General features: G+C 71.4%; 24 protein-coding genes. 7 read left to right on the forward strand and 17 right to left on the reverse strand.

Annotated elements, in window-relative coordinates:
• Window positions 1-11 precede the first annotated feature (11 nt).
• The 6 genes from EXE52_RS10915 to EXE52_RS10940 all read right to left on the reverse strand — a co-directional run bounded on the left by EXE52_RS10915 (window position 12) and on the right by EXE52_RS10940 (window position 5081).
• Complete coding sequence (locus tag EXE52_RS10915; protein ID WP_049931649.1) at window positions 12-575, reverse strand: maltose acetyltransferase domain-containing protein; 564 nt, start codon at window positions 573-575, stop codon at window positions 12-14.
• An 87-nt stretch (window positions 576-662) separates the two neighbouring features.
• The gene (locus EXE52_RS10920) at window positions 663-1802 is read right to left on the reverse strand and encodes an ATP-NAD kinase family protein (RefSeq protein ID WP_089308169.1); all 1140 of its coding nucleotides are present in this window, start codon (window positions 1800-1802) and stop codon (window positions 663-665) included.
• Window positions 1803-2290: 488 nt separating this feature from the next.
• Window positions 2291-2989: a molybdopterin-binding protein gene (locus EXE52_RS10925; protein WP_089308168.1), complete on the reverse strand. Its 699-nt coding sequence runs from the start codon at window positions 2987-2989 to the stop codon at window positions 2291-2293.
• 78 nt (window positions 2990-3067) lie between these two features.
• Window positions 3068-3850, reverse strand: a complete 783-nt coding sequence (locus EXE52_RS10930; RefSeq protein ID WP_086215454.1) for a DUF5803 family protein — start codon at window positions 3848-3850, stop codon at window positions 3068-3070.
• An 11-nt stretch (window positions 3851-3861) separates the two neighbouring features.
• The gene (locus EXE52_RS10935) at window positions 3862-4557 is read right to left on the reverse strand and encodes a DUF2110 family protein (protein ID WP_049931645.1); all 696 of its coding nucleotides are present in this window, start codon (window positions 4555-4557) and stop codon (window positions 3862-3864) included.
• Window positions 4557-5081, reverse strand: a complete 525-nt coding sequence (locus tag EXE52_RS10940; protein WP_049931644.1) for a transcription factor — start codon at window positions 5079-5081, stop codon at window positions 4557-4559. The genes EXE52_RS10935 and EXE52_RS10940 overlap by 1 nt, the downstream gene beginning before the upstream one ends.
• Before the next feature lie 149 nt (window positions 5082-5230).
• Between EXE52_RS10940 and EXE52_RS10945 the strand changes: the two genes are divergently transcribed.
• Window positions 5231-6196: a hypothetical protein gene (locus EXE52_RS10945; RefSeq protein ID WP_089308167.1), complete on the forward strand. Its 966-nt coding sequence runs from the start codon at window positions 5231-5233 to the stop codon at window positions 6194-6196.
• A 27-nt stretch (window positions 6197-6223) separates the two neighbouring features.
• Here EXE52_RS10945 and EXE52_RS10950 read toward each other — a convergent pair whose 3' ends face one another.
• The gene (locus EXE52_RS10950; RefSeq protein WP_089308166.1) at window positions 6224-7729 is read right to left on the reverse strand and encodes a PAS domain-containing protein; all 1506 of its coding nucleotides are present in this window, start codon (window positions 7727-7729) and stop codon (window positions 6224-6226) included.
• A gap of 73 nt (window positions 7730-7802) precedes the next feature.
• On the opposite strand from EXE52_RS10950, the gene EXE52_RS10955 reads away from it, so the two are divergent.
• Complete coding sequence (locus tag EXE52_RS10955; RefSeq protein WP_086215450.1) at window positions 7803-9281, forward strand: ATPase domain-containing protein; 1479 nt, start codon at window positions 7803-7805, stop codon at window positions 9279-9281.
• 5 nt (window positions 9282-9286) lie between these two features.
• Here EXE52_RS10955 and EXE52_RS10960 read toward each other — a convergent pair whose 3' ends face one another.
• Window positions 9287-9937 carry a tRNA (cytidine(56)-2'-O)-methyltransferase gene (locus EXE52_RS10960; protein WP_089308400.1) on the reverse strand — a complete coding sequence of 217 codons (651 nt, stop codon included), beginning with the start codon at window positions 9935-9937 and terminating at the stop codon, window positions 9287-9289.
• Between the two features lie 168 nt (window positions 9938-10105).
• Between EXE52_RS10960 and EXE52_RS10965 the strand changes: the two genes are divergently transcribed.
• On the forward strand, window positions 10106-11167 hold the full coding sequence (locus tag EXE52_RS10965; RefSeq protein WP_086215449.1) for a phosphoribosylaminoimidazolesuccinocarboxamide synthase: 1062 nt from the start codon (window positions 10106-10108) through the stop codon (window positions 11165-11167).
• A gap of 106 nt (window positions 11168-11273) precedes the next feature.
• Window positions 11274-11978 carry a DUF47 domain-containing protein gene (locus EXE52_RS10970; RefSeq protein WP_089308165.1) on the forward strand — a complete coding sequence of 235 codons (705 nt, stop codon included), beginning with the start codon at window positions 11274-11276 and terminating at the stop codon, window positions 11976-11978.
• 9 nt (window positions 11979-11987) lie between these two features.
• Here EXE52_RS10970 and EXE52_RS10975 read toward each other — a convergent pair whose 3' ends face one another.
• From EXE52_RS10975 to EXE52_RS10995, 5 genes are all read right to left on the reverse strand, one after another.
• On the reverse strand, window positions 11988-14708 hold the full coding sequence (locus EXE52_RS10975) for an AAA domain-containing protein (RefSeq protein WP_089308164.1): 2721 nt from the start codon (window positions 14706-14708) through the stop codon (window positions 11988-11990).
• A gap of 74 nt (window positions 14709-14782) precedes the next feature.
• Entirely contained in the window at window positions 14783-15604 is an 822-nt protein-coding gene (locus EXE52_RS10980) for a fumarylacetoacetate hydrolase family protein (RefSeq protein ID WP_089308163.1), read from the reverse strand.
• A gap of 21 nt (window positions 15605-15625) precedes the next feature.
• Complete coding sequence (locus EXE52_RS10985) at window positions 15626-15973, reverse strand: cupin domain-containing protein (RefSeq protein WP_089308162.1); 348 nt, start codon at window positions 15971-15973, stop codon at window positions 15626-15628.
• Window positions 15970-16758, reverse strand: coding sequence for an SDR family oxidoreductase (locus tag EXE52_RS10990; protein WP_089308161.1), 789 nt, complete (start codon window positions 16756-16758; stop codon window positions 15970-15972). The genes EXE52_RS10985 and EXE52_RS10990 overlap by 4 nt, the downstream gene beginning before the upstream one ends.
• Window positions 16759-16847: 89 nt before the next feature.
• On the reverse strand, window positions 16848-18167 hold the full coding sequence (locus EXE52_RS10995) for a DUF362 domain-containing protein (RefSeq protein ID WP_089308160.1): 1320 nt from the start codon (window positions 18165-18167) through the stop codon (window positions 16848-16850).
• 234 nt (window positions 18168-18401) lie between these two features.
• Here EXE52_RS10995 and EXE52_RS11000 point away from each other — a divergent pair, with 234 nt between their 5' ends.
• The 3 genes from EXE52_RS11000 (at window position 18402) to EXE52_RS18515 (ending at window position 20485) form a co-directional block, all read left to right on the forward strand.
• Window positions 18402-19562, forward strand: coding sequence for an acyl-CoA dehydrogenase family protein (locus tag EXE52_RS11000; protein ID WP_089308159.1), 1161 nt, complete (start codon window positions 18402-18404; stop codon window positions 19560-19562).
• 103 nt (window positions 19563-19665) lie between these two features.
• Window positions 19666-20217 (forward strand): hypothetical protein, encoded by a 552-nt coding sequence (locus EXE52_RS11005; protein ID WP_049931633.1) that lies wholly within the window; start codon window positions 19666-19668, stop codon window positions 20215-20217.
• 100 nt (window positions 20218-20317) lie between these two features.
• Entirely contained in the window at window positions 20318-20485 is a 168-nt protein-coding gene (locus EXE52_RS18515; RefSeq protein WP_167373073.1) for a hypothetical protein, read from the forward strand.
• Window positions 20486-20557: 72 nt separating this feature from the next.
• On the opposite strand, the gene EXE52_RS11010 is transcribed toward EXE52_RS18515, so the two are convergent.
• The 4 genes from EXE52_RS11010 to EXE52_RS11025 all read right to left on the reverse strand — a co-directional run bounded on the left by EXE52_RS11010 (window position 20558) and on the right by EXE52_RS11025 (window position 23133).
• Window positions 20558-20956, reverse strand: a complete 399-nt coding sequence (locus EXE52_RS11010; RefSeq protein ID WP_086215441.1) for a hypothetical protein — start codon at window positions 20954-20956, stop codon at window positions 20558-20560.
• A 73-nt stretch (window positions 20957-21029) separates the two neighbouring features.
• The gene (locus tag EXE52_RS11015) at window positions 21030-22205 is read right to left on the reverse strand and encodes a hypothetical protein (RefSeq protein WP_137703723.1); all 1176 of its coding nucleotides are present in this window, start codon (window positions 22203-22205) and stop codon (window positions 21030-21032) included.
• 3 nt (window positions 22206-22208) lie between these two features.
• Window positions 22209-22592: a phosphoribosyl-AMP cyclohydrolase gene (gene hisI, locus EXE52_RS11020; RefSeq protein WP_049931630.1), complete on the reverse strand. Its 384-nt coding sequence runs from the start codon at window positions 22590-22592 to the stop codon at window positions 22209-22211.
• Window positions 22593-22665: 73 nt separating this feature from the next.
• Complete coding sequence (locus EXE52_RS11025) at window positions 22666-23133, reverse strand: N-acetyltransferase (protein ID WP_049931629.1); 468 nt, start codon at window positions 23131-23133, stop codon at window positions 22666-22668.
• Window position 23134: the final 1 nt, after the last annotated feature.

Raw genomic sequence — 23134 nt, forward strand, 5'->3', positions numbered from 1 at the left:
CCGCGTAACGGTCACTCGTCGTCGATTTCTCGGATCTCCTCGGCCGGGTTGCCGCCGACCACCGTCCGCGCCGGCACGTCGTCGACGACGACGGCTCCCGCGGCGACGACCGCGCCGTCCCCGATCTCGACCCCGGGCGTGATCACCGCCCGTCCCCCGATCCAGGCGTCGTCGCCGACGGTCACGGGGTCGCCGAACTCGCGGCCCGCGGCGCGCTCCGCGGGGTCGATCGGGTGCGTCGCGGTGTACACGTGGACCCCCGGCCCGAGCAGGCAGTTCTTGCCGAACGCGACCGGCGCGACGTCTAGGACGACGCAGCCGTAGTTCGCGAAGAAGCCGTCGCCGACCCCGACGTTGTAGCCGTAGTCGCAGCGGAACGGCGGCACGACGGTCGCGTCGCCCTCGACGGCTCCGAACAGCTCGGAGAGCAGGCGGTCGCGGCGGTCGGCCTCCGTCGGCGCGGTGGCGTTGTACCGGCGACAGCGGTCCCGCGCGCGCTTACGATCGGCGACCAGCTCGGGAGCCGAGGGGTCGTACGCCTCGCCGGCCAACATCCGTTCCTTCTCGCGTCCCATACGGCCTCCGGCGCAGCCACCGACAAAGGGCTGTCCGTCTCCGCGGAGTCGAGCGCGGCCGGCGTTCGGCGACCCTCCGGGTGGAGTTCAGACGATCTTCATCATCCGCGTCTCGAACTTCCCGACGCGGACGCGAACCCACCCCGCCAGTTCCTCGTCGAGGTCGGGGTCGTCGGTGTCGACGCGGAGCGCGCGCACGTCGTCGAGCTTCGCGCGCGAGGCGACGATCCGGAGGTCGCAGCGCCGGATCACGGCCGGCGATACCTGCGGGTTGCCGCGGCCGAAGACGAACCCCTGCCCGCCGATCGGCGAGACGACGATCACGTTCTCCTCGCCGAGCGCGCCGAGGATCTCCGCCTCCGTGGCGTCCCGCACCACCACCTCGCCGTCGCGCCAGACGTCGACGCCGATCGGGGAGGGCTCGAAGCCGAGCTCGTCCTTGATCGCGCCGACGGTCGACCCCGGGCCGAGGACGAACGCGACGCCCTCGCCGTCGCGCTCGCGGATGTCGGCCGCGACCCCCTCCGCCAGCGACTCGACGGTCCCGCTCGCCGTCTGCTTGGAGGACTGGAGGTCGTCGGCGACCGGCACGTGCGCGACACCCCGCAGCTCCGGGTGGACCTCGCCCTCGCGGTAGGCGTCCTCGTCGATGTCCATCACCTCGCGGCGCTCGGTCCGCGAGAACGAGGCGGCGACCTCGGCGGCGTCCTCCGGCGACACCGCGAACACCGACGAGTACACCTTCACGCCGGCGGGGACGCCGAGCATCGGCACGTCGGTCCCCTCCAGCGCCGCCGCGACGTCTGCCGCGGTGCCGTCGCCGCCGACGAACAGGACGAGGTCGACGGGGTCGGCGGGGGCGGTCGCGTCGCCCCGAGCCCCGGTCCCTCCGCCTCCGTCGATCCCCGCGAACGCCCGGACGACCGCCGCGGTGTGCGCCGCGGTCGTCGCCGTCGACGCCGGCGGCTCGCCGTCGAACGGGTCGACGACGCGGGCCGGGTCGAAGCCCGCCCCGCGGACGACCGACTCGCCCATTGGGTCCGCGGCTACGGAGACGGCGGCGTCGGGTTCCACCGCGGCCAGTCGCTCCAGCATCCGCCGCGCCCGGTCCGGCGCCCGCGGCTCCGCGCCGCGCTCGACCGCCTCGGTCACCTTCCCGTCGGTCCCCTTCAGTCCGACGCGGCCGCCCATCCCGGCGACCGGGTTCACCGCGATCCCCACGTGCATGACAAATAGTTCGCCGCGCCGGCCCCTTAAGCGAGACGCGTCCGGGCCGGAGCGCGCGGGCGCCCGGAACCGTCGGTCGGACCGGCACATAAAGGCCCTCAACACCGGGACACGGCACTCAACACGTGTCCGCTCGTAGCTGTCACCGCCGGTGGAACGAGCCCGCCATCGGTAACCTGCTCGTCTCATCGGGACTGGATCCCTCCCGCGGTAGCTGCCACACGCCCACGTCTCCCGGTCCCGTTTTCGTACCCCTGCCGCGGTGCTCGTCCGTCGGTCTGCCCCCTCTCGTCCGAGAATCAATACTTAAGACGCCCCCAGAACAACGCCGAGATATGATCCTCGAAGCCGCCGTGACGGAGCCGCTGCCGATCAGCGCGACCGCGGGCGCGATCCTGCTCGCGAGCCTCGCCCTCGTCGTCGTGTGGATCGCGTACCTCTACCGGTAGCCCCGCCTCGGCCGCCGACCGTCTGCCCTCCCTACACGCTCAGGCGGACCGCTCCTCGACCGCGTCGGTCCGCTCGCGGATCCACGCCGCCGCGCGCTCGGCCTCCGCCTCGCTCTCGGCCGTGATCTTCACGGTCACGACCTCGCCCGGATACGAGCCGACCCGCACGTCGAACCGCTCGCGCAGCGACGCGAACCGGTCGAGCAGATCGCTCTCCGGCTCGTCGACGTCGACCGTGAGCACGTGGGTCGGCGTCCCCGCGAACTCGTCTTCGACCAGATCGAACATCGCTTTCATCTCGTCCGGGACTCCCGGAAGGACGTAGACGGACTCGACGACGGCGCCCGGCGCCACCCCGGCCTCGTTCGGCAGCGGTCGGCAGTCGGCCGGGAGGTGCGTCGTCTCGGCGGCGAGGTCGTCGCCGCTGTACCCGCGGTCGGCGAGCCACGCGGTCGCCTCCGCGTTCGCTTCGAGGCCGCGCCCGAACGCGGCCGCGACCGCCTCCATCGTCACGTCGTCGTGCGTCGGCCCGAGGCCGCCGGTGACGATCACCGCGTCGTACTCGGCGTGGTACTCGTTGACGACGCGCGCGATCTCGGCGACCTCGTCCGGGACGACGGTCACCCGCCGGACCGCGACGCCCCGGGCGTCGAGGCGGTCGCAGAGCCAGGTGGCGTTCGTGTTCTCGGTGTCGCCGACGAGGAGCTCGTCCCCGACGGTGACGACGGCGGCGTTCATACCAGTCTCAAGCGGCGCGTGGTAGAAAAGGACCGCGGCGCGGGCTGACGCCCCGACGACGGCGGCCGGTCGCGCCCGTTAGAGCAGGCCGTCATCGTCGTCGTCGTCCTCGTAGACGCCCAGTCCGAGGTCGCGGCGGCGCTGGCGGAGCGCCTCCAGCTGTCGCCGGAAGTAGAGCGTCCCGGCGACCGCGGCGACCGCGCCGATGACGAGGATGACGCCGAACACCACGAGGTCGCCCTCGCGGTACGACTGGACGACGATCGAGCCGCTCGTCACCTCCTCCCAGACGATCCGGTCGCGGTCGCCGACCGTCTCGACCGCGTGATCGCGCGGCGACACGTGGCCGACGATCGGCACCTCCGTGCTGAACTGCGGCGGCAGCGTCACCGCGTACGACCCCTCGACGTACGCGCGCATGCTGAACCGTCGCGGGGACCCGGCACCGGCGAAGGCCGCCTTCCCGCCGCTCATGTCGTCGGCGAAGCGGATCCAGGTCTCGTCGGTCGTGCGCTCGATCTCGCCGCCGCGGGCGCGGAACTCGCTGCCCGTGATCACTTCCCCGTCGGGGTACTGGTAGCGGAACGCCTCGAACTCCAGCGGCTGGTCGCCGGCGTACGGCGTCTGCCGGTACAGCCGGATCTCCTCCCGGTCGTCGACCGCGTACACGACGGTGTACCTGGCGTCCGTGGTGAGGTTGAACGCGGCGTCGCGGTCCGTGTCAAAGTCGTACCCGTGCGGCGGCTCGGCGTCGAGCGTCTCGTTCGTCACCTCGCCGCCGCCGGTCGCGTAGCCGAGACAGCCGGCGCTGACCGCGAGGAGAGCGATCGCCGCCACCGCGAGCGCGAAGCGTCTGTTCACGTGTGATCAGGTTAGACGACGCAGCGCATCTCGGCCGGGAGGTACGAGCCGATGGCGGCGAGCAGTCCCGGCGGGTCGGTCCCTTCCGCGCAGACGATGCTCTGTTCGAGGAGTCCCAACCGCTCGACGGTGACGATGTCCTGCGCGTGGCCCGCGCGGTTCACCGTCGCCCGCGTCTCGCCGCGGGTCGCCGAGTTGACGTTCACCCGGCCGTCGCCGCGCTGCCAGTCGTACAGCCGGTCGCGCTCGGCGTCGGCGAGCCGGCTCTGGTCCGCGTCCGGGTCGCCCGGATCGCCGCCGTAGACGAACCGCACCGGGAGGTGCTGGACGAGCCCGAACCGCTCGACGACCTGCTCCGGCGAGCCGACGCCGAGCCCCAGCTCGTCGGCGGGGACGAACACGTCGACGCCGGCATCGAGGGTGATACCCACGTCGTCCCACGATTCGAGGGTTCCGACGTACGTCTCGCCCGCTTCGAGGCCGCCGTCGTGGGCGACGACCTCGCCCCACGTCTCCCCGAGGACGTTGCGCGCGACCGGGGCGTCCTCCCCGGTCACGTCCACTTGGACGAACTCGTCGTCCCGAACGCCCACCTGCCAGTCGACGTCGAGTTCGCCGACGTCGTTGGCGACGAGCGAGTCCATGCCGTCGAGCGCGCGGTCGCGGGCGTCGCCCTCGACGTAGCACTTGGTTGCGAGGACGACCATCAGGCGGTCACGTCCGCGTTGAGCTCGTCGCGCAGCTCCTCGATGCGCCGGTCCATCGCCTCGCGGAGCCGGTCGTTCTCCATCGCCTCCAGCGGCGAGCCGCACTCGGGGCACTCGAAGCCGAAGTCCATCGCCTCGCCGAACTCGAAGCGGATCGAACACACCTCACAGAGGTAGAACTCGTGGGTGCGCTCGTACTCCTCGCGCTCCTCTAGGGCCTCGAGCAGTCGGTACATCTCTTCCTGGAGGTTCTCCGGGATGTTGTCGTAGTGGAACGTCCACAGGTACGTGAGCCAGCCGGAGTCCTCGTCGCGGACGCGGCGGTACGTCGCCAGGTCGTTCTCGTACAGGATGAACAGCGCGCGCCGCACGTCGTTGAGCTCCAAGCCGAGCTCCTCGGCCAGCTCCTCGTCGGTGACCTCGCCGTCGGGCGGCGCGGCCGCGACCGGCATCCCCGTCGGCCCCACCAGCTCGTGGAGGTACTTCTGGATGACGGGGTCGTTCAGTAGATCCTCAAAAGCCATTACGGGAAACTGGTGGTGGAATCCGGTTAAAACCTCCGAAAGGCGCGGTCGCGACGCGTCCCGCCCGCCCGAAAAGCGGGCCCTGCGCCGCCGCCGACGGACCCGCGGGTCCGGCAGAGCTTTACGCGCCGTCACTCACACTCGCCCGTATGGCGGACTCGGTCGACGGACGGGGGCGACGCGCGCTCGGCGCCCTGGCGCTCCTCGCGGTCCCGGTCGTGCTGGCGGCGGTCCCGCTGGTTCCGCTCGCCGCGCTGCTCGGCCCCGGCGGGCTCGGGACCGTCCCGCTCGGCGCGCCGGGCGGGCTGCTCGCGGCCGTCGCCGTCGGCCCCGCGCTCTCCGCGCTCCTCGGTCCCGCGCTCGTCGACAGGCGGATCGCGCGGCTCCCCCGTGCCGACCTAGACGACCGCCGCGCGGACTTCGTCGCCGACCGCGTCGAACACCTCGCGGGCGAGGTCGGCGTCGACGCGCCGCCGGTGACCGCGGTCCGCGCCGACGCCGCGAACGTCGCCGTCACGGACGGCTACCGCGGGGCGCGACTGGTGGTCTCCACGCGGCTGCTCGCCCTGCCGAAGGCGGACCGCGACGCGGCGTTGCGCCACGCGCTCGTCCGGCTCCGGACGCGGCGGGCCCTCCTCACCACCGCGACGCTGCCGGCGCTGGCGGCCGTCGAGACCGCGGCGCTGCTCGCGACGCTGCTCGTGGGACGCCGCGGCGACCGGACCGCCGCCGACCGGCGCGTCAACCGGATCCACGGGTACGAGCCGGACCGCGAGCGCATCCCGTCGTGGGCGTACGCGGCCGCCGGCGTCCTGTGTTGGCTGTTGCTCCTCCCGGCGTGGGTCCCCGCGACGGTCGGCGATCGGCTCTCCGTCGCCGGCGGGCGGCGGGCCGCGGACGCGCTGGTCGCCCGGGTCGGAAGCGAGGAGCGCGAGGGGCTCGCCAACGCGGTCGCGTTCGCCGGTGACGCCGCGGGCGCCGGCGACTGGCCCCCGCTCCTCGACCGGCTCTCCTTCGTCTCCATGGCCGACGCCGAGACGGGGCGGGTTCGCGGGACGAGCCGGCAGGAGGCCCGGACGCGGCTCGCGCGGCTCCGCTCGAAGCGGACACTGTAGGGGAAGCGGCTCGGTGTATCGGCCGACTCAGGGCCGCACCGGGACTTCCAGGCGGACCGTCGTCCCCTCACCGTCGGTGTCGATGTCGAACTCGCCGCCCGCCTTGGCGACGACCCAGTACATGAGCCATATGCCGAGCCGGTCCGCGTGGGTCAGCGAGGTCTCGCCAGCCTCCAGCACCTGCGTCTCGTGGTCCGGGATCCCCGGACCGTCGTCCTCGACTTCGATCGCGATCCACTCCGGCGGACGGCGCTCGACGCGCACCTCGACCGACGGCGTCGCCGCGTCGTTGTGCTTCACCGCGTTCTCGGCCGCCTCGGAGACGGCGACGGGCAGGCCCACGGCGGTCGTCTCTATCGGTCCGTCGTCGGGTAGCGATATGGTCACCGACGCGTCCGGGTAGCGGCTGCGGAGCCGGTCTCGGAGCTCGACCAGTTCGTCTCGGAGGTTGATCGGGGCGTCGAGCCCGGGCGGTGAGACCGTCTCGTCGACGGTCTGGACGGCGCCCGCGATCCCGGTGAGGTCCGAGGCCGTCTCGGCGATGACGTCCAGCGACCGACGCCGAGACTCCTCGTCGGGGTCGTCGCGGAGGAGGTCCGCGTACCCCTCGATGAGGTTCATCTTGTTCCGGAGGTTGTGGTTGAGCACTCGGGCCATCACCTCCAGCCGCCGCTCGCGGATCTTCCGCTCGGTGATGTCGGCCTGGAATCCGACGTAGCTCGTCACGTTCCCCTCCTTGTCGCGCAGCGGCGCGATGGAGAGCCGGTTCCAGAACTTCTGGCCGTTCGCCCGATAATTGAGGATGTCGACCTCGACCGGTCGGTCCTCGTCGAGCGCCCGCCGTATCCTCGCCCGGGATTCCTCGCCGGTGTCGGGGCCCTGAAGGAACCGACAGTCCTCGCCGAGGATCTCGTCGCCGTAGCCGGTCAGCTCCTCGAACTCCCGGTTGTGGTACACGAGCGGGCTGTCGTCGCCGTCGGTCGCCCGCGCGAGGGTGATCCCGACGGGCGCCTCGTCCATCGCCCGCTCTTTGCGCCGCAGGTCCGCGACGGTCCGCCGGAACCGGAGCGACGTCCGCCGCCGCTCGACCAGGTTCGAGACGCGCGTCACGAGCGCCCGGCGTCCGACCGGGAGTTCGATGACGTCGTCGACGCGCTCCCACGCGGCGTGGCCGAGCCCCGCCCGCGACCCTTCGCTCACCAGCAGTACGAACGGCAGGAACGCGGGCTCGGCGCGCTCGCGTCGAGCGTCGATCGCGTCCGCGGCGGCCTCGAAGGCGCCGGCGTCGAGGAGACAGCAGTCGAACTCGCCGTTCAGCGCGTCCGGCGACTCGGCGGTCCGAACGGCGTACCGGTCGGACAGCGCGTCGGACAGGAGCCCGCGGTCGCGGTCGGCGTCCATCAGGAGGAGGACCGTCGCGCGGTCGCCGTCGGGGGCCCGGGAGAGAGCGGGGCCGGCGTCGTCCCCGGCGGGGCGGTCCGGGGGCCCGCCGCCGTCATCGCCCCCGGACTCCGCGTCCGACTTCGAATCCATCTCGTCGTATCTGAGTCGGGGAGCCACTAAGAACTACCCCATATATATCACGGTCGGGGGCGAGTACCACGGTATGACAACGTCGCTATCCGAGCGGGCGTCGACCGGCGTCGACGGCCTCGACGAAGTGCTGTCGGGCGGGCTCGTCCCCACGCGGAGCTACATGGTCCGCGGACAGGCCGGGAGCGGGAAGACCATTCTGGGGTTCCACTTCCTCCAGCGGGGCGTGGACGAGGGGGAGACGGCGCTCTTCGTCAACCTCGAAGAGGACCTCCGCGACCTGAAGGCGAACGCTGACGCGCTCGGCTTCGACACCGATTCGATCGAGTTCCTCGACCTGAGCCCGGGCGCGGACGCGTTCGTCGAGGACGAGTCGTACGAGGTGTTCGCGCCCTCGGAGGTCGAGCGAGAGCCGCTGACCGAGCGGATCGTCGAGGGCGTGACGGCGGTCGACCCCGACCGGGTGGTGGTCGACCCGCTGACGCAGCTCCGGTTCCTCCTCTCGGACGACTACCAGTTCCGCAAGCAGGTGGTCGGATTCATGCGGTTCCTGAAAGACAGGGGGGCGACCGTGCTGTTCACCGTCCAGAACACGCGGTCGCTCCCGACAGACGACCTCGAGTTCATCACGGACGGGACGGTCCGGCTCGACGCGGGGGCGTACGGCAAGACGGTCAGCGTCCCCAAGTTCCGGGGGTCGTCGACGCAGAGCGGGGACCACGCCTACCGGATCACCGACGCGGGAATGGAGGTGTTTCCCGCGCTCCAGCCCGGCACGCGGGACGAGGAGCTGGCGTTCGAGCAGGTCTCGTCGGGGATCCCCGAGGTCGACGAGCTGCTCCACGGCGGGATCGAGCGCGGCACCGTCACCATCGTGAGCGGCCCGACCGGCGTGGGGAAGACGACGCTCAGCACCCAGTTCATGAAGGAGGCCGCGGGCCGCGGGGAACGCTCCGTGATCTACCTGTTCGAGGAGAACCGGGAGACGTTCCTCGCCCGGTCGCGCGCGGTCAACATCCCCGTCGACGAGATGCTGGCGAAGGGGACGCTTCAGGTGACGGAGGTGGAGGCGTTAGAGCGGTCGCCACAGGAGTTCGCCCGCATGGTCCGCGACGAGGTCGAGGAGGAGGGGGCCGACATCGTCATGATCGACGGCATCTCCGGGTATCGGCTGACCCTGCGCGGCGAGAAAGAGCAGATGCTCCAGCAGATGCACGCGCTCGGCCGCTATCTCAAGAACGCGGGCGTCACCGGCCTCTTCATCGACGAGACGCGGAACGTCACGGGGGAGTTCCGCGCGACCATGGAGAACATCAGCTACCTCGCCGACAACATCCTCTTCCTCCGGCACCTAGAGGTCGGCGGCGAGCTCCGCAAGGCGATCGGCGTGTTAAAGAAGCGGACGAGCGACTTCGAGCGGACGATCCGCGAGTTCAAGATCACGGAGCACGGGGTCACCGTCGGCGAGCCGATGTCGGGGCTCCGCGGCATCCTGAGCGGGACTCCGGAGGTCGTCGAGCGAGACGCCGAGCGCGGCGACGCGGGAGAGTAGCCGGGTCAGTCGCGGCGCTCGGACGCTCGGTCGTTCCCGGGGCTGTCGTCTCCGGCCTCGTCGTCCCCGGCGCTGTCGGTTTCGGTCCCCGCGTCGATCACCGTCTTCCCGGTCGCCTCCGGGACGACGCGCCGGTCGGCGTCGACCCACTCGCGGCCGAGTTCCGCCCCGTCGAACAGGCGGTCGAGGAAGACGGCGAGCCCCGCGACCTCCGAGTGCGGCTGGTTCGTCACGCCCACGTTGAAGTCGGCGCGCTCGTACAGCGCCCACGGCACCTTCTCGCCGCCGACGACGACGAGGAGGTCGCGCGGCGGCGACGACTCCTCGGGCGCTTCTGGTTCGTCGAGCCCGACCGCCTCCCGGACGGCCGCCTCCACGTCTTGGACGCGCTCGCCGTACATCGTGAGGTGGACCACGACCCCGTCGAACTCCCGGACGATCGCCTTCTGGTCGTCGCGCAGTTCGACGGCGAACGGCCCGCCGAACCGGCCGGTGATGTCGCGGACCGTCTCCGCCGACTGGCCCGCGTTGTCGGGGAAGATCACCCGGTCGGCCCCGAGCGCCCGCGCCGTGAGCCCGACGTGCGTCGTCATGCGGTCGTCGCGCCCCGGCCGGTGGCCGTACCGGAGGACGACGACCTCGCGCGCATCGTTCATGCCCCGGACTGGGGGGCGGATCCCGGTGTCGCTTTCGATGCGAGCGCGCGGGCGCCGGTCCACATCGCGACCGAGATACCGCACATATGTGGATCAAACCTCGGAAAACATGTCCGAGGTACGCACGTAACTGAAAGGTTCATGTGGGAGGCGGTCGCGGTGTGAGTCATGACGAGCGTCAAGGAATTCCGCGTCGACGAGCCGGCGACCGCCGACGGACTCGGCCGAGGTCGGTTCGCCTTCACCGACGCCTACTCGGTGTTCGACTGGGGACAGATGCCCGACGCGATCCCCCACAAGGGGGCGAGCCTCTGCGCGATGGGCGCGTTCAACTTCGAACTACTGGAGGACGCGGGCGTCCCGACCCACTACCGCGGGGTCGTGGACCCGGGTACCGTCGCGGACGACGGGACCGAGCCCGACCCCGTCCCCCTCGCCGAGGCGACCGCGCCGCCCACCGAGATGGCCATCGACCTGACGCAGGTGCCCGACCTGTCGTACGAGGGGCCCCACGCCGGCTACGACTACGAGGCATTCCACGCCGCGGGCGGGGGGAACTACCTCGTCCCGCTGGAGGTCGTCTTCCGCAACCGGGTCCCCGTCGGGTCCAGCCTGCGGAAGCGCGCCGAGCCCGCCGACCTCGGGCTCGACGACCTCGCCGACGGCGACTGGCCCGCCGAGCCGGTCGACCTCCCGGAGCCGGTCGTGGAGTTCTCGACGAAGTACGAGCAGCAGGACCGCTATCTCACCCGGGCGGAGGCCGACGAGATCGCGGGCGCCGCCGCCGTCGACGCTCTCGAATCGCTCGCGCGCGACGTGAACCGCGTCGTCACCGAGCGCGCCGAGGCGACCGGGTTCGTCCACGAGGACGGCAAGATCGAGTGCCTCTACGTCGACGGCGAACTCCGGGTCGCCGACGTGGTCGGCACTTTCGACGAGAACCGGTTCTCGTACGGCGGCCGCGGGATCTCGAAGGAGGTCGTCCGCCAGTGGTACAAGGCGAACGACCCCGACTGGGTCGCGGCCGTCGGCGAGGCGAAGGACGCGGTCGCCGACCGCGACATCGACGACTGGCGCGAGCTCTGCGACCCGGACCCCGACCCGCTCCCGCCGGCGGTCGTGGACGCGGTCTCGGACCTGTACGCGGCCGGCGCGAACGCGTACACCGACCGCGAGTGGTTCGACGCCCCGGAGGTCGAGGCGGCGCTCGACGCCGCCGCCGAGCTGTAGGACGCGGGTCCGCGGCACCGCCGATCCGCGGCGTGCGACCGCCTGACCCTCACGATCGACGACACGCGAGGGAACCTCTTTACCGCCGACGCGCGTGGGTTCGCACATGTCCACCGACGCCGACTTCGGGGAACGGCTCGAGACCCAAACGGTCGCGTACCTCGACCGGATCGACGACTGCGTCGCCCTCCTCCCGCGGGCGCTCGACGAGTACGCGAGCGAGGGCGCGTCCCGCGACACGGTCGACGAGATAGCCGCCGTCGAGAGCGAGTGCGACGACCTCGTCCGCGGGCTCACCGGGCTCATCACCGACGCCGGGCCGGACGACATCGGCCTGCTGAACACCCGGATCAACTTCAACGAGTCCGCGCTGCTCGACTTCTACAACGAGCTGGACGTGGTCGCGAACCACACCGAGCGGATCGTCCAGGAGGTTGCCATGATGCGCCCGGCCGCGGGCGTCGAGCCGTTCGCCGACATGCGCGAGATGGCCGCCCGGATCGCCGAGATGACCGAAGTCCTCGCCGAGGTCGTCGAGGGGTTCGTCAGGGGGCTCGCGCGCGCCGACGCCACCGAGACGCTCGCCGAGGGGATCGAGTCGATCCGCGCCCTCGAGAGCGAGTGCGACGAGCTGCGCAACGACGCCATCGAGACCGCGTTCGCCGACGACGCGATCGAGGAGCCGCTCGTCTACCGCGAGCTCGCGATCCTGTTGGACGAGCTCGCGAACACGATCGAGGACCTCACCGACCGGATCGTCGTGATCGCGAGCAAGGAGCCGGGGATCGTCACCGACGCGGACGAGTCGTAGGGTCGCTCCTCACCTCCGCGCCCAGTCGAGCATCCGGGCGTAGAAGGGGTCCGTGGCGAGGGCGTCGGCGTCGCCCACCAGCGTCAACTGCTTTTTCGCCCTGGTGAGCGCGACGTTCATCCGCCGGTGGTCCTCGAATATCGGCCCGTCGAGGTCGCCGGTCGCGACGAGCGAGACGAGTATCACCTCTTTCGAGGAGCCTTGGAAGCGGTCGACGGTGTCGACCGTCACGTCGGTCCGGCGGCCGATCTCCGCGACCTGCGCCCGGAAGGGGGCGATCACGCCGATGTCGTCGGGGTCGACGCCGGCGGCGACGTAGGCGTCGGCGATCGCGGCGACGCGCTCCGCCTCGCGGACGTTCCGGTTCCCGTCGCGCTCGCCGTCCGGGTCGACGAACCCGACGCCGCCGGTCAGGTCGGGCGCGAGCGCGTCGGGGTCGACGCCGAGGTCCGCGAGCGTCTGCCCGGCCACCTCGGGGGTCGCGGGGCGGAGCGCGCCGTCGTAGAACTCCGCGGAGGCGAACGCCTGGATCCGCTGGCTCATCCGGTACTGCCGGTCGAGCATCACGCTCGCGTCGGGGTACGTCTCGATGAGCCGCTGGAAGAGCGAGGTCCGGAGGTCGTTCTCCGCGCGGACGACCGGCGGGAGCTGCTCGTGGTCGCCGACGAGGACGAACCGGTCGGCGAGGTTGACGGCGGCGTGGGTCCCGGGCTCGGTGAGCTGGGAGGCCTCGTCGACGAGAGCCACGTCGAACTCGCACTCGCGCATGACGCGGGAACCGCAGGCCGCCGTCGTCGCGGCGACGACCGGCGCGTCCCGCAACTCGGCGGCCTTCGCGTTCGGCTCGCCGCGCTGGACGAGCCGCACGTCCCGCATGTCCTCGCGGACGCCGGTCTCGGTTCCCACTCGAAGCACGTCGTCGAACCCCTGGTCGCGGAGCGCCTCCAGCGCGTTGTCGACCGCGCGGTTCGTGAACGCGGAGAGCAGCACCCGGTTCCCCTCCGCGACCAGCGCGCGGATCGTCCGGGCGATTGTGTACGTCTTCCCCGTCCCCGGCGGGCCGTGGATCAGCGCGCAGTCCTCGGCGTCGACCGCGAGTTCGACCGCCTCGTTCTGCGCCGCGTTGTTGTCGATGTAGGCGTCGGGCGCGTCCGGGTCGTCGGCTCCGGGGCTGCCCGGTGGGCGCTCGGCCGGGTCCCGGAACGACGGGTTCCGCCGGCCGAATATCACGTCCTTGCGGTCGGGATCGCCCTTCAGGACGGCGTCGTGGAGCGCGGTCAGCGAGCGGTCGACGGAGATCTCGGAGGGGTAGACGTCGAGCCGCCGCAGCTCCACCGGCTCGTCCGTCTCGACGACGACCTCGTCGCTCCCGAGGGCTGTGATCCGGCCCAGTTCCGCGTGGCCGGAGACGGGGTCGCCGTCGCTCGCGAGCGCCACGTCGCCCTCGCGGAGCTTCGAGACGGCGTCGCCCGGCTTCTTCGCGCGAAGCTCCCACCGGGCGTCGTCGATCTCCGTCTGCGCGACCGGCTCCAAGCCGATCAGCGCGCGGTCGTCGGCCGCGCGCTCTTCGGGCGTCTGCTCCCACAGCTTCCGGTACTCCGCGTGAGTCTCGCGGCGCTCCTCTTCGAGGGCGACGTAGAACCGGTCGAAGTAGTCGCGCTCCTCCTCGGGCACCGGCGTCCCGATCTGGCCCGCCTTCGACTCCTGGTCGAGCCGGCCGGAGACGACCATACAGGCGTCCTGCTCGAAGCAGTAGCTGCAGGTCGCGTCGGCCTCGTACCCCGTCGGCACCGCGGGGCGCTCGCCGGCCTCGTTGAGCGCGCGCCACTCGGCGGCCGCGAGGGCGTTTCGCTCGCGGACGACGAACTCCAGGAACCCCCGGCCGACGGTGAACTCCTTGGCCGGCGCGAGGTCGCCCGACTCCTCGTTGCGGTCCAAGGCCGTGTTCTTCGTGTATAGCAGCGTCCCGATGTCCGGGTCGACGCCGCGCTCGTCGAGCATGAGCGCGTAGCAGGCCGCCTGCACCTTGTCGTGGAACCGCGGCTCCCGCTTGGTGTTCTTCCCCGTCTTCAGTTCGACCGGCGTGCCGCGCCGGAGCGCGTCCGCGCGCCCCTTCAGCCCGAACGTGGGCGAGATGAGGGAGAACTCCGAGCGCCACGTGTCCTCGTCGGCGAGCGTCCCCTGCGCGAGCCACCCCTCGACCGCGGCGGCGTTGCGCCGCACCTCGTCTTCCACCTCCGCGGTCTCGTAGCCGAGGAGGCCAAGTTCGAGGCCCGCCTCGGCCACGCGCTCCGCGACCGACTCGTCGAGGTCCATCCCGCGGAGCAGGTCGCCGAACACCTCGTGGACGATGGTCCCCTTGACGACGGGGTAGTTGAGCGGAATCCCCGACAGTTTGTTCAGGTAGTACATCCGCGGGCACTGGACCCACGACCGGATGCCAGTCACGTCGACGAGGAAGTCGGGTTCGAGGACGACCCACGACTCGTCGGTCGTCGCGTACCCCGTCTCCCCGCGGTACTCGTCCTCCTCGGGGTCGGTGACGAGCAGTTCCATCCCCGGCTCCGCGTGTTCGGCGACCTCTGTCCACTTCCCCCACAGCGTCACGTCGACCGGGTCGCCCGCGCCGCGGTCGGGCCGGACCCGCACCTCGCGGAGGTCGCGCTCGCCGTACGACGTCGACACCGTCCGCGCCTCCCCGACGGAGACGATCGGCCCCCGAACGTTCACGTCCCCGCTCGGCGGCGCCGTCGAAAAACGCTGTCGGTGAGCCGGGATCGCGTCCGCGTCGGGTCGGCGCTCGCCTACCGGGTCACCGGCGCGGTGACGGACCCGATCGACTCGACGACCGCCCGCACCTCGTCGCCGGGGGCGATCGGCGCCGCGCCGGGCGTCCCCGTGCTGAACAGGTCCCCCGGTTCCAGCGTCATCGCGTCGGCGTGGAACGAGACGATCTCCGCCGGCGGGAACAGCATGTTACGGATCTCGTTTTCGGCCCGCACCTCCCCGTTGACCTCGGTGCGCACCGAGAGCCCGTCGAGGTCGAGCGGCCCCTCCAGCACCGCGATCGCGGCGCCGGGCACGAGGAACGTGTCGTAGCTCTTTGCCCGGGTGAGGAACCGGGGGTTCTGCTGGAGCACGTCCTCCGCGGTCATGTCGATCACGGGCAGAAAGCCGGCGATCACGTCGCTCACCTCGCCCTCGTCGACGCCCCGGCACGTCCGGCCCATCACGACGGCCAGCTCCGCCTCGGCGGTCACCCGTTCGCTCTGCGACCGCGGCGGCAGGCGGATCGGGCCGTCCGGCCCGGTCAGGGCCGACAACGGTTTCATGAAGCTCGCCGGCTCCGTCGGGCGCTCCTCGTCGAGATCGCCGGCGTGTTCCGCGTAGTTCAGGCCGATCCCCCACAGCTTCCCGAACGACGCCAGCGGCGCGCCGAACGACAGGTCGGCCGCCGGGACGGGGTCGGCCGTCGCGCTGGCGACGCTGCCGAGCGTCCCCGCGGCAGCTCGGGGGAGCGCGTCGCGGACCGTCTCGAGGTCGGGCTCGACGGCGCCGAGCGGGACGTACCCCGTCTCGTCGCCGAGCAGGGGGTTGCCGGTCGCCGTGCGCGCGAGGTACTTCATCTCGTCCTCGGTCCACTCATCTCACTCCTCGCGGTCGGTCCAGAAGTCGAACGAGCGTCCGGGCGCGAACACGTCGAGGCCGACGGCGAGCTCGTCGCCCGTGTTCTCGACGCGGTGGGGCTCGTTGGGCGCTAAGAGGACGGAGTCGTTCTTCTGAAGCGTCACCTCGTCGTCCTCGGTCGCGACGGTCAGCTCGCCCTCCAGACAGAGGCACACCTGCTCGTTCTCGTGGTCGTGCATCGGCGAGCTGTGGCCCGGCGGCTTCTCGAACCACTCGAAGGAGAACCGGTCGCTGCCCGCCATCGACACGCGCCGCCAGCCCTCCTCCGGCTCGTACGTCTCCGCCTCGTCGAACGCAACCGGCTTCATAGGTTCGCTCCGGTGGAGCCGCCGTCGATCGGGAGCGCGGTACCGTTGACGTAGCCGGACTTCGGCGACGAGAGGAACGCGACCGTGTTGCCGAGCTCCATCGGGTCGCCGATGCGTTCGAGGGGGTTCCCCGCCCAGTCGTCGAGCCCCTCCTCGTAGGAGTCGTACTCGCCCCGCTCGACGGCGGCCTCGACGAGGTCCCGGATCCGGGTCGTCTCGTGGGGGCCCGGCAGGACCGCGTTCGCGCGCACCTCCGGAGCGAACTCCTTCGAGAGGGTCTTCTCCAGCCCGATGACGCCCATCCGGACCGCGTTCGACAGCACGAGGCTGTCGATGGCTTCCTTCACGCTGCGGGAGGTGATGTTCACGATGGTGCCGCCGTCGCCCTCCCTGAGGTGGGGATACGACTCCCGCGCCAGCCGGACGACGCTCATCACGAGCAGGTCGTAGGCGTGCTGCCAGTCCTCGTCGTCGGTGTCGAGGAACGAGCCGGAAGGAGGGCCGCCGGCGCTCGTCACGAGGTGGTCGACAGTGCCGAACTCGTCGACGGTCGCCTCCACGAGTGCGGTGACCTCGGCGGCGTCCGTCAGGTCGGCCGGCTGTGCGACGACCTCGCCGGTCGCGACCGCCTCGATCTCCTCTTTCGCGGCCGCCAGTCGCTCCTCGTCACGGCCGTTGATGACGACGTCGACGCCCTCCCGCGCCAGCGCCTTCGCCGATGCCTTGCCGAGCCCGCTGGACGATGCGGTGACGAGCGCCGCGTTCCCGTCGATCTGTAGGTCCATGTCTCTCCTATCCCGCGTACGCCGTGAAAACATTTTCTTGCAGGCAAGCGGCGGAGCGACCGACACGCTCGACGCGGCCGTACTGGGCGTCAGGCGCCCGATGCGTCGCCGCCCGCCGCCTCGAACCGCGCCGTCCCGTCCTCGAACGCGACCGTCTCGCGGCCGACCACGTCAGCCCCTTCCGGGAGGTCGTCGACCACGGCGTCGGAGACGCGGTACTCGCCGAGGTCCTGCGTGTTTCGGATCCAGACGATCCGGGCGGTCTCGGGGTCGTACGCCCCCAACGCAGCCGCCGCGGTCCGGAGCCCGAACTCGTCGTCGGGCGCCACGACGGGGAGCTTCGACTTCGCGAGCGACCCGCTCGTGAGCGCGTTCACGTACGACTTCTTCAGGTCCAGTTGGTCGACGGCCGACCGCCGGGTGAGGTCCGCGAGCCCGATCCCGTTGCCGTTCCCCTTCGTCGCCTCGGTGAGCCCGCGGACGTAGATGAGGTCGACGTCGGGCGTCTCCGGGTCGGGCGCGTTGAGGACGCGGTACCGCCCGATGACGTTCGTGTCCATCCCCGCCCCTGATATCTCCTTCCCGATCTCGTCGACGACCAGGAGGTCCACGTCGTCGACGGGGAGCGTCGGCATCTCGTCGTTCGCGCGCTCCAACAGCTCCGGTTCCCGGGCGAGGAACGACCCCGCCGGGACGGCCTCCAGGTGACCGATCTCCTCCTCGAAGTTCTCGACGAGCGCGATTCCCCCGACGAGGGGAGTCTCCTCCTCGATCACGTCGAGCGCGGCCGTCAGCGTCTCGACGTACCCCTCGGCGAGCGCCGTCGAGTGGAACGACTTCGCCCCGCGCTGCTTACCGAGCCCGACGACCGTCATCTTCGTCAGCCCGCTCTCGATCTCCCCCGTGAAGTTGGTGTGAGCCTTCACCCGGTTCACCACGATGACGGCGTCGGCCGCGAGCGCCGCCTCGGAGAAGTACACCGGCAGGTCGGCGTCGCCGACGCCCGCCGTCGCCAGCCGCTCGGCTCCCATCCGCGCGTCGATGGGCGCGCCGACGCGCTCCTCGGTGACTCCGAGCGCCGCCAGCACCTCTCGTTGCCCCTCCGGAGTCGCGCCGCCGTGGCTCCCCATCGCCGGCACCACCACGGGCTCGAAGCCGCGCTCGGCGATCCGCTCGACGACCGCCGCCGCGACCTCGTCGATCCGGTCGATCCCGCGGCTGCCGACCCCGACGGCCACGGTGGCGCCCGAGTCGAGGCCGTCGAGCGCGAGTTCGTCCAGCTCTTCGCGCGCCGTCTCCGCGACCCCGTCAAGGCGCTCGGCCCGCGGCTCGTACCGGACCCGCGCGAACTCCGGCAGGGGCTGCGGATCGATGAGCCCGTCGACCTCGGAACGGTCGGGAAACTCCATGGGGAACCCCTCGTAACCGCGATACAAAACTACGGGTGGGAGACCCGCAGATCGGGCGGGCTCCACGTCCGCGTGCGGCTACTCGTGCCACGCGGACGCGTGACCGGTGCCGAACCGTTCCCGATAGGCCTCTCGCCGGGGTCGCCCGTCTCTCCCTGACCACCGCTGCCCGCGGCTCCGGTCGGGTGGCGGACACAACTATGGTTATTTATTCTTGGGTTCGATAGCGATGGTATGCTGGATTACTTCGACATGGAGTCGACCCTGTCCGAGGAGGAGCGCCTGCTCGTCGACTCCGCGCGCTCGTTCGTCGACGGGGAGGTCCCGGACATGGGCGACCACTGGATCGAGGGGACGTTCCCCACGGACCTCATCCCGAAAATGGGTGAGATGGGCTTTTACGCGCCGAACCTCGACGGGTACGGCTTACCCGATGTCAGCGAGACTGCGTACGGCCTGCTGATGCGCGAGCTGGAGGCGTGCGACTCCGGACTCCGCTCGATGGCGAGCGTTCAGGGGGCCCTCGTGATGTACCCAATCCACGCGTTCGGCAGCGACGAGCAGAAAGAGGAGTGGCTCCCGCGGCTCGGCACCGGCGATGCGGTCGGCTGTTTCGGGCTCACGGAGCCGGAACACGGGTCGAACCCCTCCGCGATGGAGACGATGGCCGAGCCCGACGGCGACGAGTACGTCCTGAACGGCTCGAAGACGTGGATCACGAACTCCCCGATCGCGGACGTCGCGGTCGTGTGGGCGAAGGACCACGGCGAGGAGGAGACGCCCGTCCGCGGGTTCCTCGTCGAGACCGACCGCGACGGCGTCACGACGAACAAGATCGACGAGAAGCTCAGCCTCCGGGCGTCGATCACGGGCGAGATCAGCCTCCAGAACGTCCGCGTGCCCGCCGAGAACCGCCTCCCCGGCGTCGATGGGATGAAGGGACCGCTGTCGTGTCTGACACAGGCCCGCTACGGCATCGCGTGGGGCGCCGTCGGCGCCGCGCAGGACTGCTTCGAGACCGCCCGGGAGTACGCCACGGACCGCGAGCAGTTCGGCAAGCCGATCGGCGGCTTCCAGATGCAACAGGAGAAGCTCGCGGAGATGGCGACGCAGATCACGCTCGCGCAGCTGCTCGCCCACCGGCTCGCCGACCTCAAGGAGGCGGGGGAGCTGCGGCCACAGCACGTCTCGATGGCCAAGCGCAACAACGTGCGGACGGCGCGCGACCAGTCGCGGATCGCCCGCGAGATGCTCGGCGGCAACGGGATCACGGCCGACTACTCCCCGATGCGCCACATGGCGAACATGGAGACCGTCTACACCTACGAGGGGACCCACGACATCCACACCCTGATCCTCGGCGAGGACCTCACCGGGATTCAGGCGTACCAGTAGTCCCGCCGACCGCCCTCGTTCCACGCGCCCTGACGACCCGCTCCGGCGCGCGCCGCCGCCACCGACACGCTCTTGCGCCCGCGTTTCCGTACTGTCGACCGACATGCGCGTGCGAGACTGGGACGACATCCTCGCGGACGTCGCGAGCGACTCGACCGACCCCGACGGCTGGCGCGCGGTCGCCGGCTCCCGCCGCGGCGGCCTCGGAGAGGACCTCTACTTCGGTCACCCGAGCGTCGGCCTCTACCACCTGAAGACGTACGCGAAGAACCCTCGCGACCTCCGCGGCGTCGGAGCGCAGGTCGCCCGCAAGGTCGACGACGGGCTGGACCCGCTCCTGCCCGACGCCGACAGCGACGGGCGGTTCGCGGTCCGGACGGCGCCCGAGGACGAGGACCACGCCGAGGAGATGGCGACGCGGCTCACCGAGACGCTGAGAGTCCACGCCGAGGCGCCGACCGACCCGGACCACCTCTTTGAGGACGTGATGGAAGCGGTCGACTCCCCCGCCTTCGGCCCGATGGAGTACGAGTTCGACGGACGGCCCGACGAGCTCGACGAACTCTCCGACACCTTCGAGGAGGCCGAGGAGCTGCTCACCGCCGAGCTCGACGACCTGATCGAGGACGACGACGTCGACCGCGGGTTCCACTGAGCGGCGGTGAGGGCGCTAGCGCGACCGCGCCGACTCGCCGCGGTGCGGACGAGACCGGACCCGCCGCATCGGTTTTGTCGCTCCGCCGCCAACGGGGGGTATGGGAGTCAAAGAAGACACGGCGAACGGCCTGATCTCGCTCGGCATCGGCGTCGCGGTCACCTGGTTCGCGGCCGACGACGGCGACCACGACACGACCGACCTCCTCCTCGCGGTCGCGATCAGCTCTTTCCTCTCGGGCTACTTCACGAGCTACTTCGCGAAGTGACCCGCGGTCGGTGACGTTCGGGTCGGCCGGTAACGCCCGGCCGGTCGGTGACGCCTTTGCCGATCGCCCGCGTCAGATCGCCGTCACCCACGCCCGGTACTCGGCGTCGAGCTCGTACACCTCTCGGAAGGCGCGCTCGACGAACCCGGCGACGCGGTTCGCGTCCGAGCGCGCCGTGACGACCGCGTTCGTCCCCTCGGCCTCCTCCGGGCTGACGAGCTCGTCGATGCGGAACTCCGGGAACTCCGAGAGCAGGGCCTTCAGCCGCTCCAGCTCCTCGTCGGTACAGTCGAGAATTAGCTCCGTGCCCGCGAGCTGGATCCACGGCGGGACCTCGCCGCCGTTGGTGTCGTCGCTGTCGGGGTCGACGTCGACGGTCATCACGTCGCCGGAGCGCGCGCGGTGCGCGGCCGCGGCGTCGGCGAACAGCTTCAGCCGCTCGTCCTCGGTCGCGGCGTCGAATCGGGTCATACCCGTGCTCCGCCGCGACGAGGCTTAAAAATCCGCACTCGACGGCGGGGGATCCGGTCGCCGCCCGCGCCGCTCACCGCTCCGTCTCGCTCAACACGTCGTCGACGACCGAGCGCGTCCGCTCGGCCTCGGCGAGCCGCTCGTCGGCCTCGCCGCGCTCGATCAGGGCGAGGTCCCCGTCGTCGAGCGCGTGGCGCACCTCCGCCGCGCGGCGGAGGCGCCCGTACTCGTCGCTCCGCGCGAGCTCGCGGACCGAGCGCAGGGTCGCGACCGCGTCGTCGTCGGCGATCCGCCCGACGAGCGGGACCAGCTCGTCGATCTCGTAGGCGAGCTCGTCGCCCGGCTTCGGCGGCCAGTCGAGCGTCAGCGGCTCGCCGTCGAGCCGTTCGAGGTACGTCCGGTGGACCGCGACCGCCGTGCGGAGCGCGCCCGGGTCGTCGACGTAGTGGTCGAGCTTCGAGTTCGTGTAGTCGGCGTACTCCAGCAGCGTCGCGGGCGGCTCCTCGCCGGCCGCGTGCGTCTCGACGTACTCCGCGAGGTCGGTCGGCGGCACGTCGACGTCGACGAAGGGAGTCGCGTCCGCGCGGTCGAGGAAGTCGAACACCTCGCGGGCGGACGCCGACTTGAAGAACTCCCGGAACGCCTCCATCACCGCCTCATCGTACGAATCGATCGGCCCGCGGAGGCGGTCGAGGTCCGCGTCGAGGTCCGCGTCGGCCATGTCGGCGACCTCACGGAGCTCCTCCACCCGCGACTCCAGCCGCTTGCGGGCCTCTTTGGCCGCTTTCCGGCCCGCCCGGTAGTCGTCGACCGCGTCGTCGTACGCCTCCAGGAGGTCGACGAACTCCCCCGCCGGCTCCAGCGCCTCGCGGGCGGTCGCGAAGTCCTCGTCGGAGAGGCGCCGCTTGTCGACCGCCTCGTCCGCCGCCTCGAACGCCTCGGCGGCCGGCAGGTCGTCGTCGACGTCGACCGCGTCCCCGAACTCGCCGCGGAACCGGACGTACGACTCGAAGTCGCCGGAGCCGACCGCGTCCTCCTCGTATCGGTCGAGGATCCGGTGCGCGTGGCGGTACGCGTCGGCCGCCGCCTCGACCCGGTCCCGCCCGTGGTCGTCGATCCGCGACTCGATCCGGCGGAGTTCGTCGTAGCGCTCCCGGAGCCGCGCGGCCGCCTCGCCGGCCCCGCGGACGGGGTCGTCCTCGTCGCCCTCGGCGCCTCCCGACGTGGCGCCGGCGGTTTCCCCCGACATCGGTCAGTACACCTCGTCCGGGTCGAAGACGCGCTCGCCGACGTTCTCGCCGTCGACCGTCCGGTGGAAACAGGAGCGGTGGCCGGTGTGGCAGGCGCCGCCGGCCTGGTCGACGAGGTACAGCAGCGCGTCGGCGTCGCAGTCGACCCGGACCTCCCGGACCGACTGGGTATGGCCCGAGGTATCTCCCTTGTGCCAGATCTCTTCGCGGGACCGGGAGTAGTAGTGCGCCTCGCCGGTCTCGCGGGTACGCGCCAGCGCCTCCGGCGAGACGTACGCGAGCATCAACACCTCGCCGGAGTCGGCGTCCTGGGCGACCGCCGGCACCAGCCCGTCCTCGCCGAAGTCGACCTCGATCGACCCCGTCTCCGCGTCGGCGTCACTCATGGCTGTCCGGAGGCGTGGCGCTCGAATAGTCCTTGTGCCTGCGGTCCCCGCATACGAGCGCGCCGCCGACCCCTTACGAGACGTATCGCAGCACGAGCGCGTCGCCGTCGGCGTACGCGTCCGGTCGGCGGTCGACGACCTCGAAGCCGAGCGACTCGTACAGCGAGCGGGCGGCGTCGTTGTCGGGGTGGGCCTGGAGCGTGACGGGGCCGTCGGCGTCCGCGATCGCCGCGTCGAGGAGCCCGCGGGCGCGCCCCTCGCGCCGGAAGCCGGGCGCGACGACGAGCTCCGCGACGTGGAGCCCCGGGCGGTTCGGCGCGTCCACGGGGAGGAGGTAGCCGACGACGCGTCCCTCGGCGACGCTCACGCGGGCGGCGCCAACCGCGAGGCCGTACTCCAGGAGGTCCGGGCTCGGCTGCCTGAGGTGCGACTGGAGCCCGCGGATCCGGTCGGCGTCGGCGGGTCGGCCGGGGCGCACTCGTGGGTCGGGATCGCCGGAGGCGTCGGGTTTCCGCCCGGCGCCGTCGCCGTCGCCCGTCATC

This window comes from Halorubrum sp. CGM4_25_10-8A (assembly GCF_005435025.1).
In the GTDB taxonomy this organism is placed as follows: Archaea; Halobacteriota; Halobacteria; order Halobacteriales; family Haloferacaceae; genus Halorubrum; species Halorubrum ezzemoulense.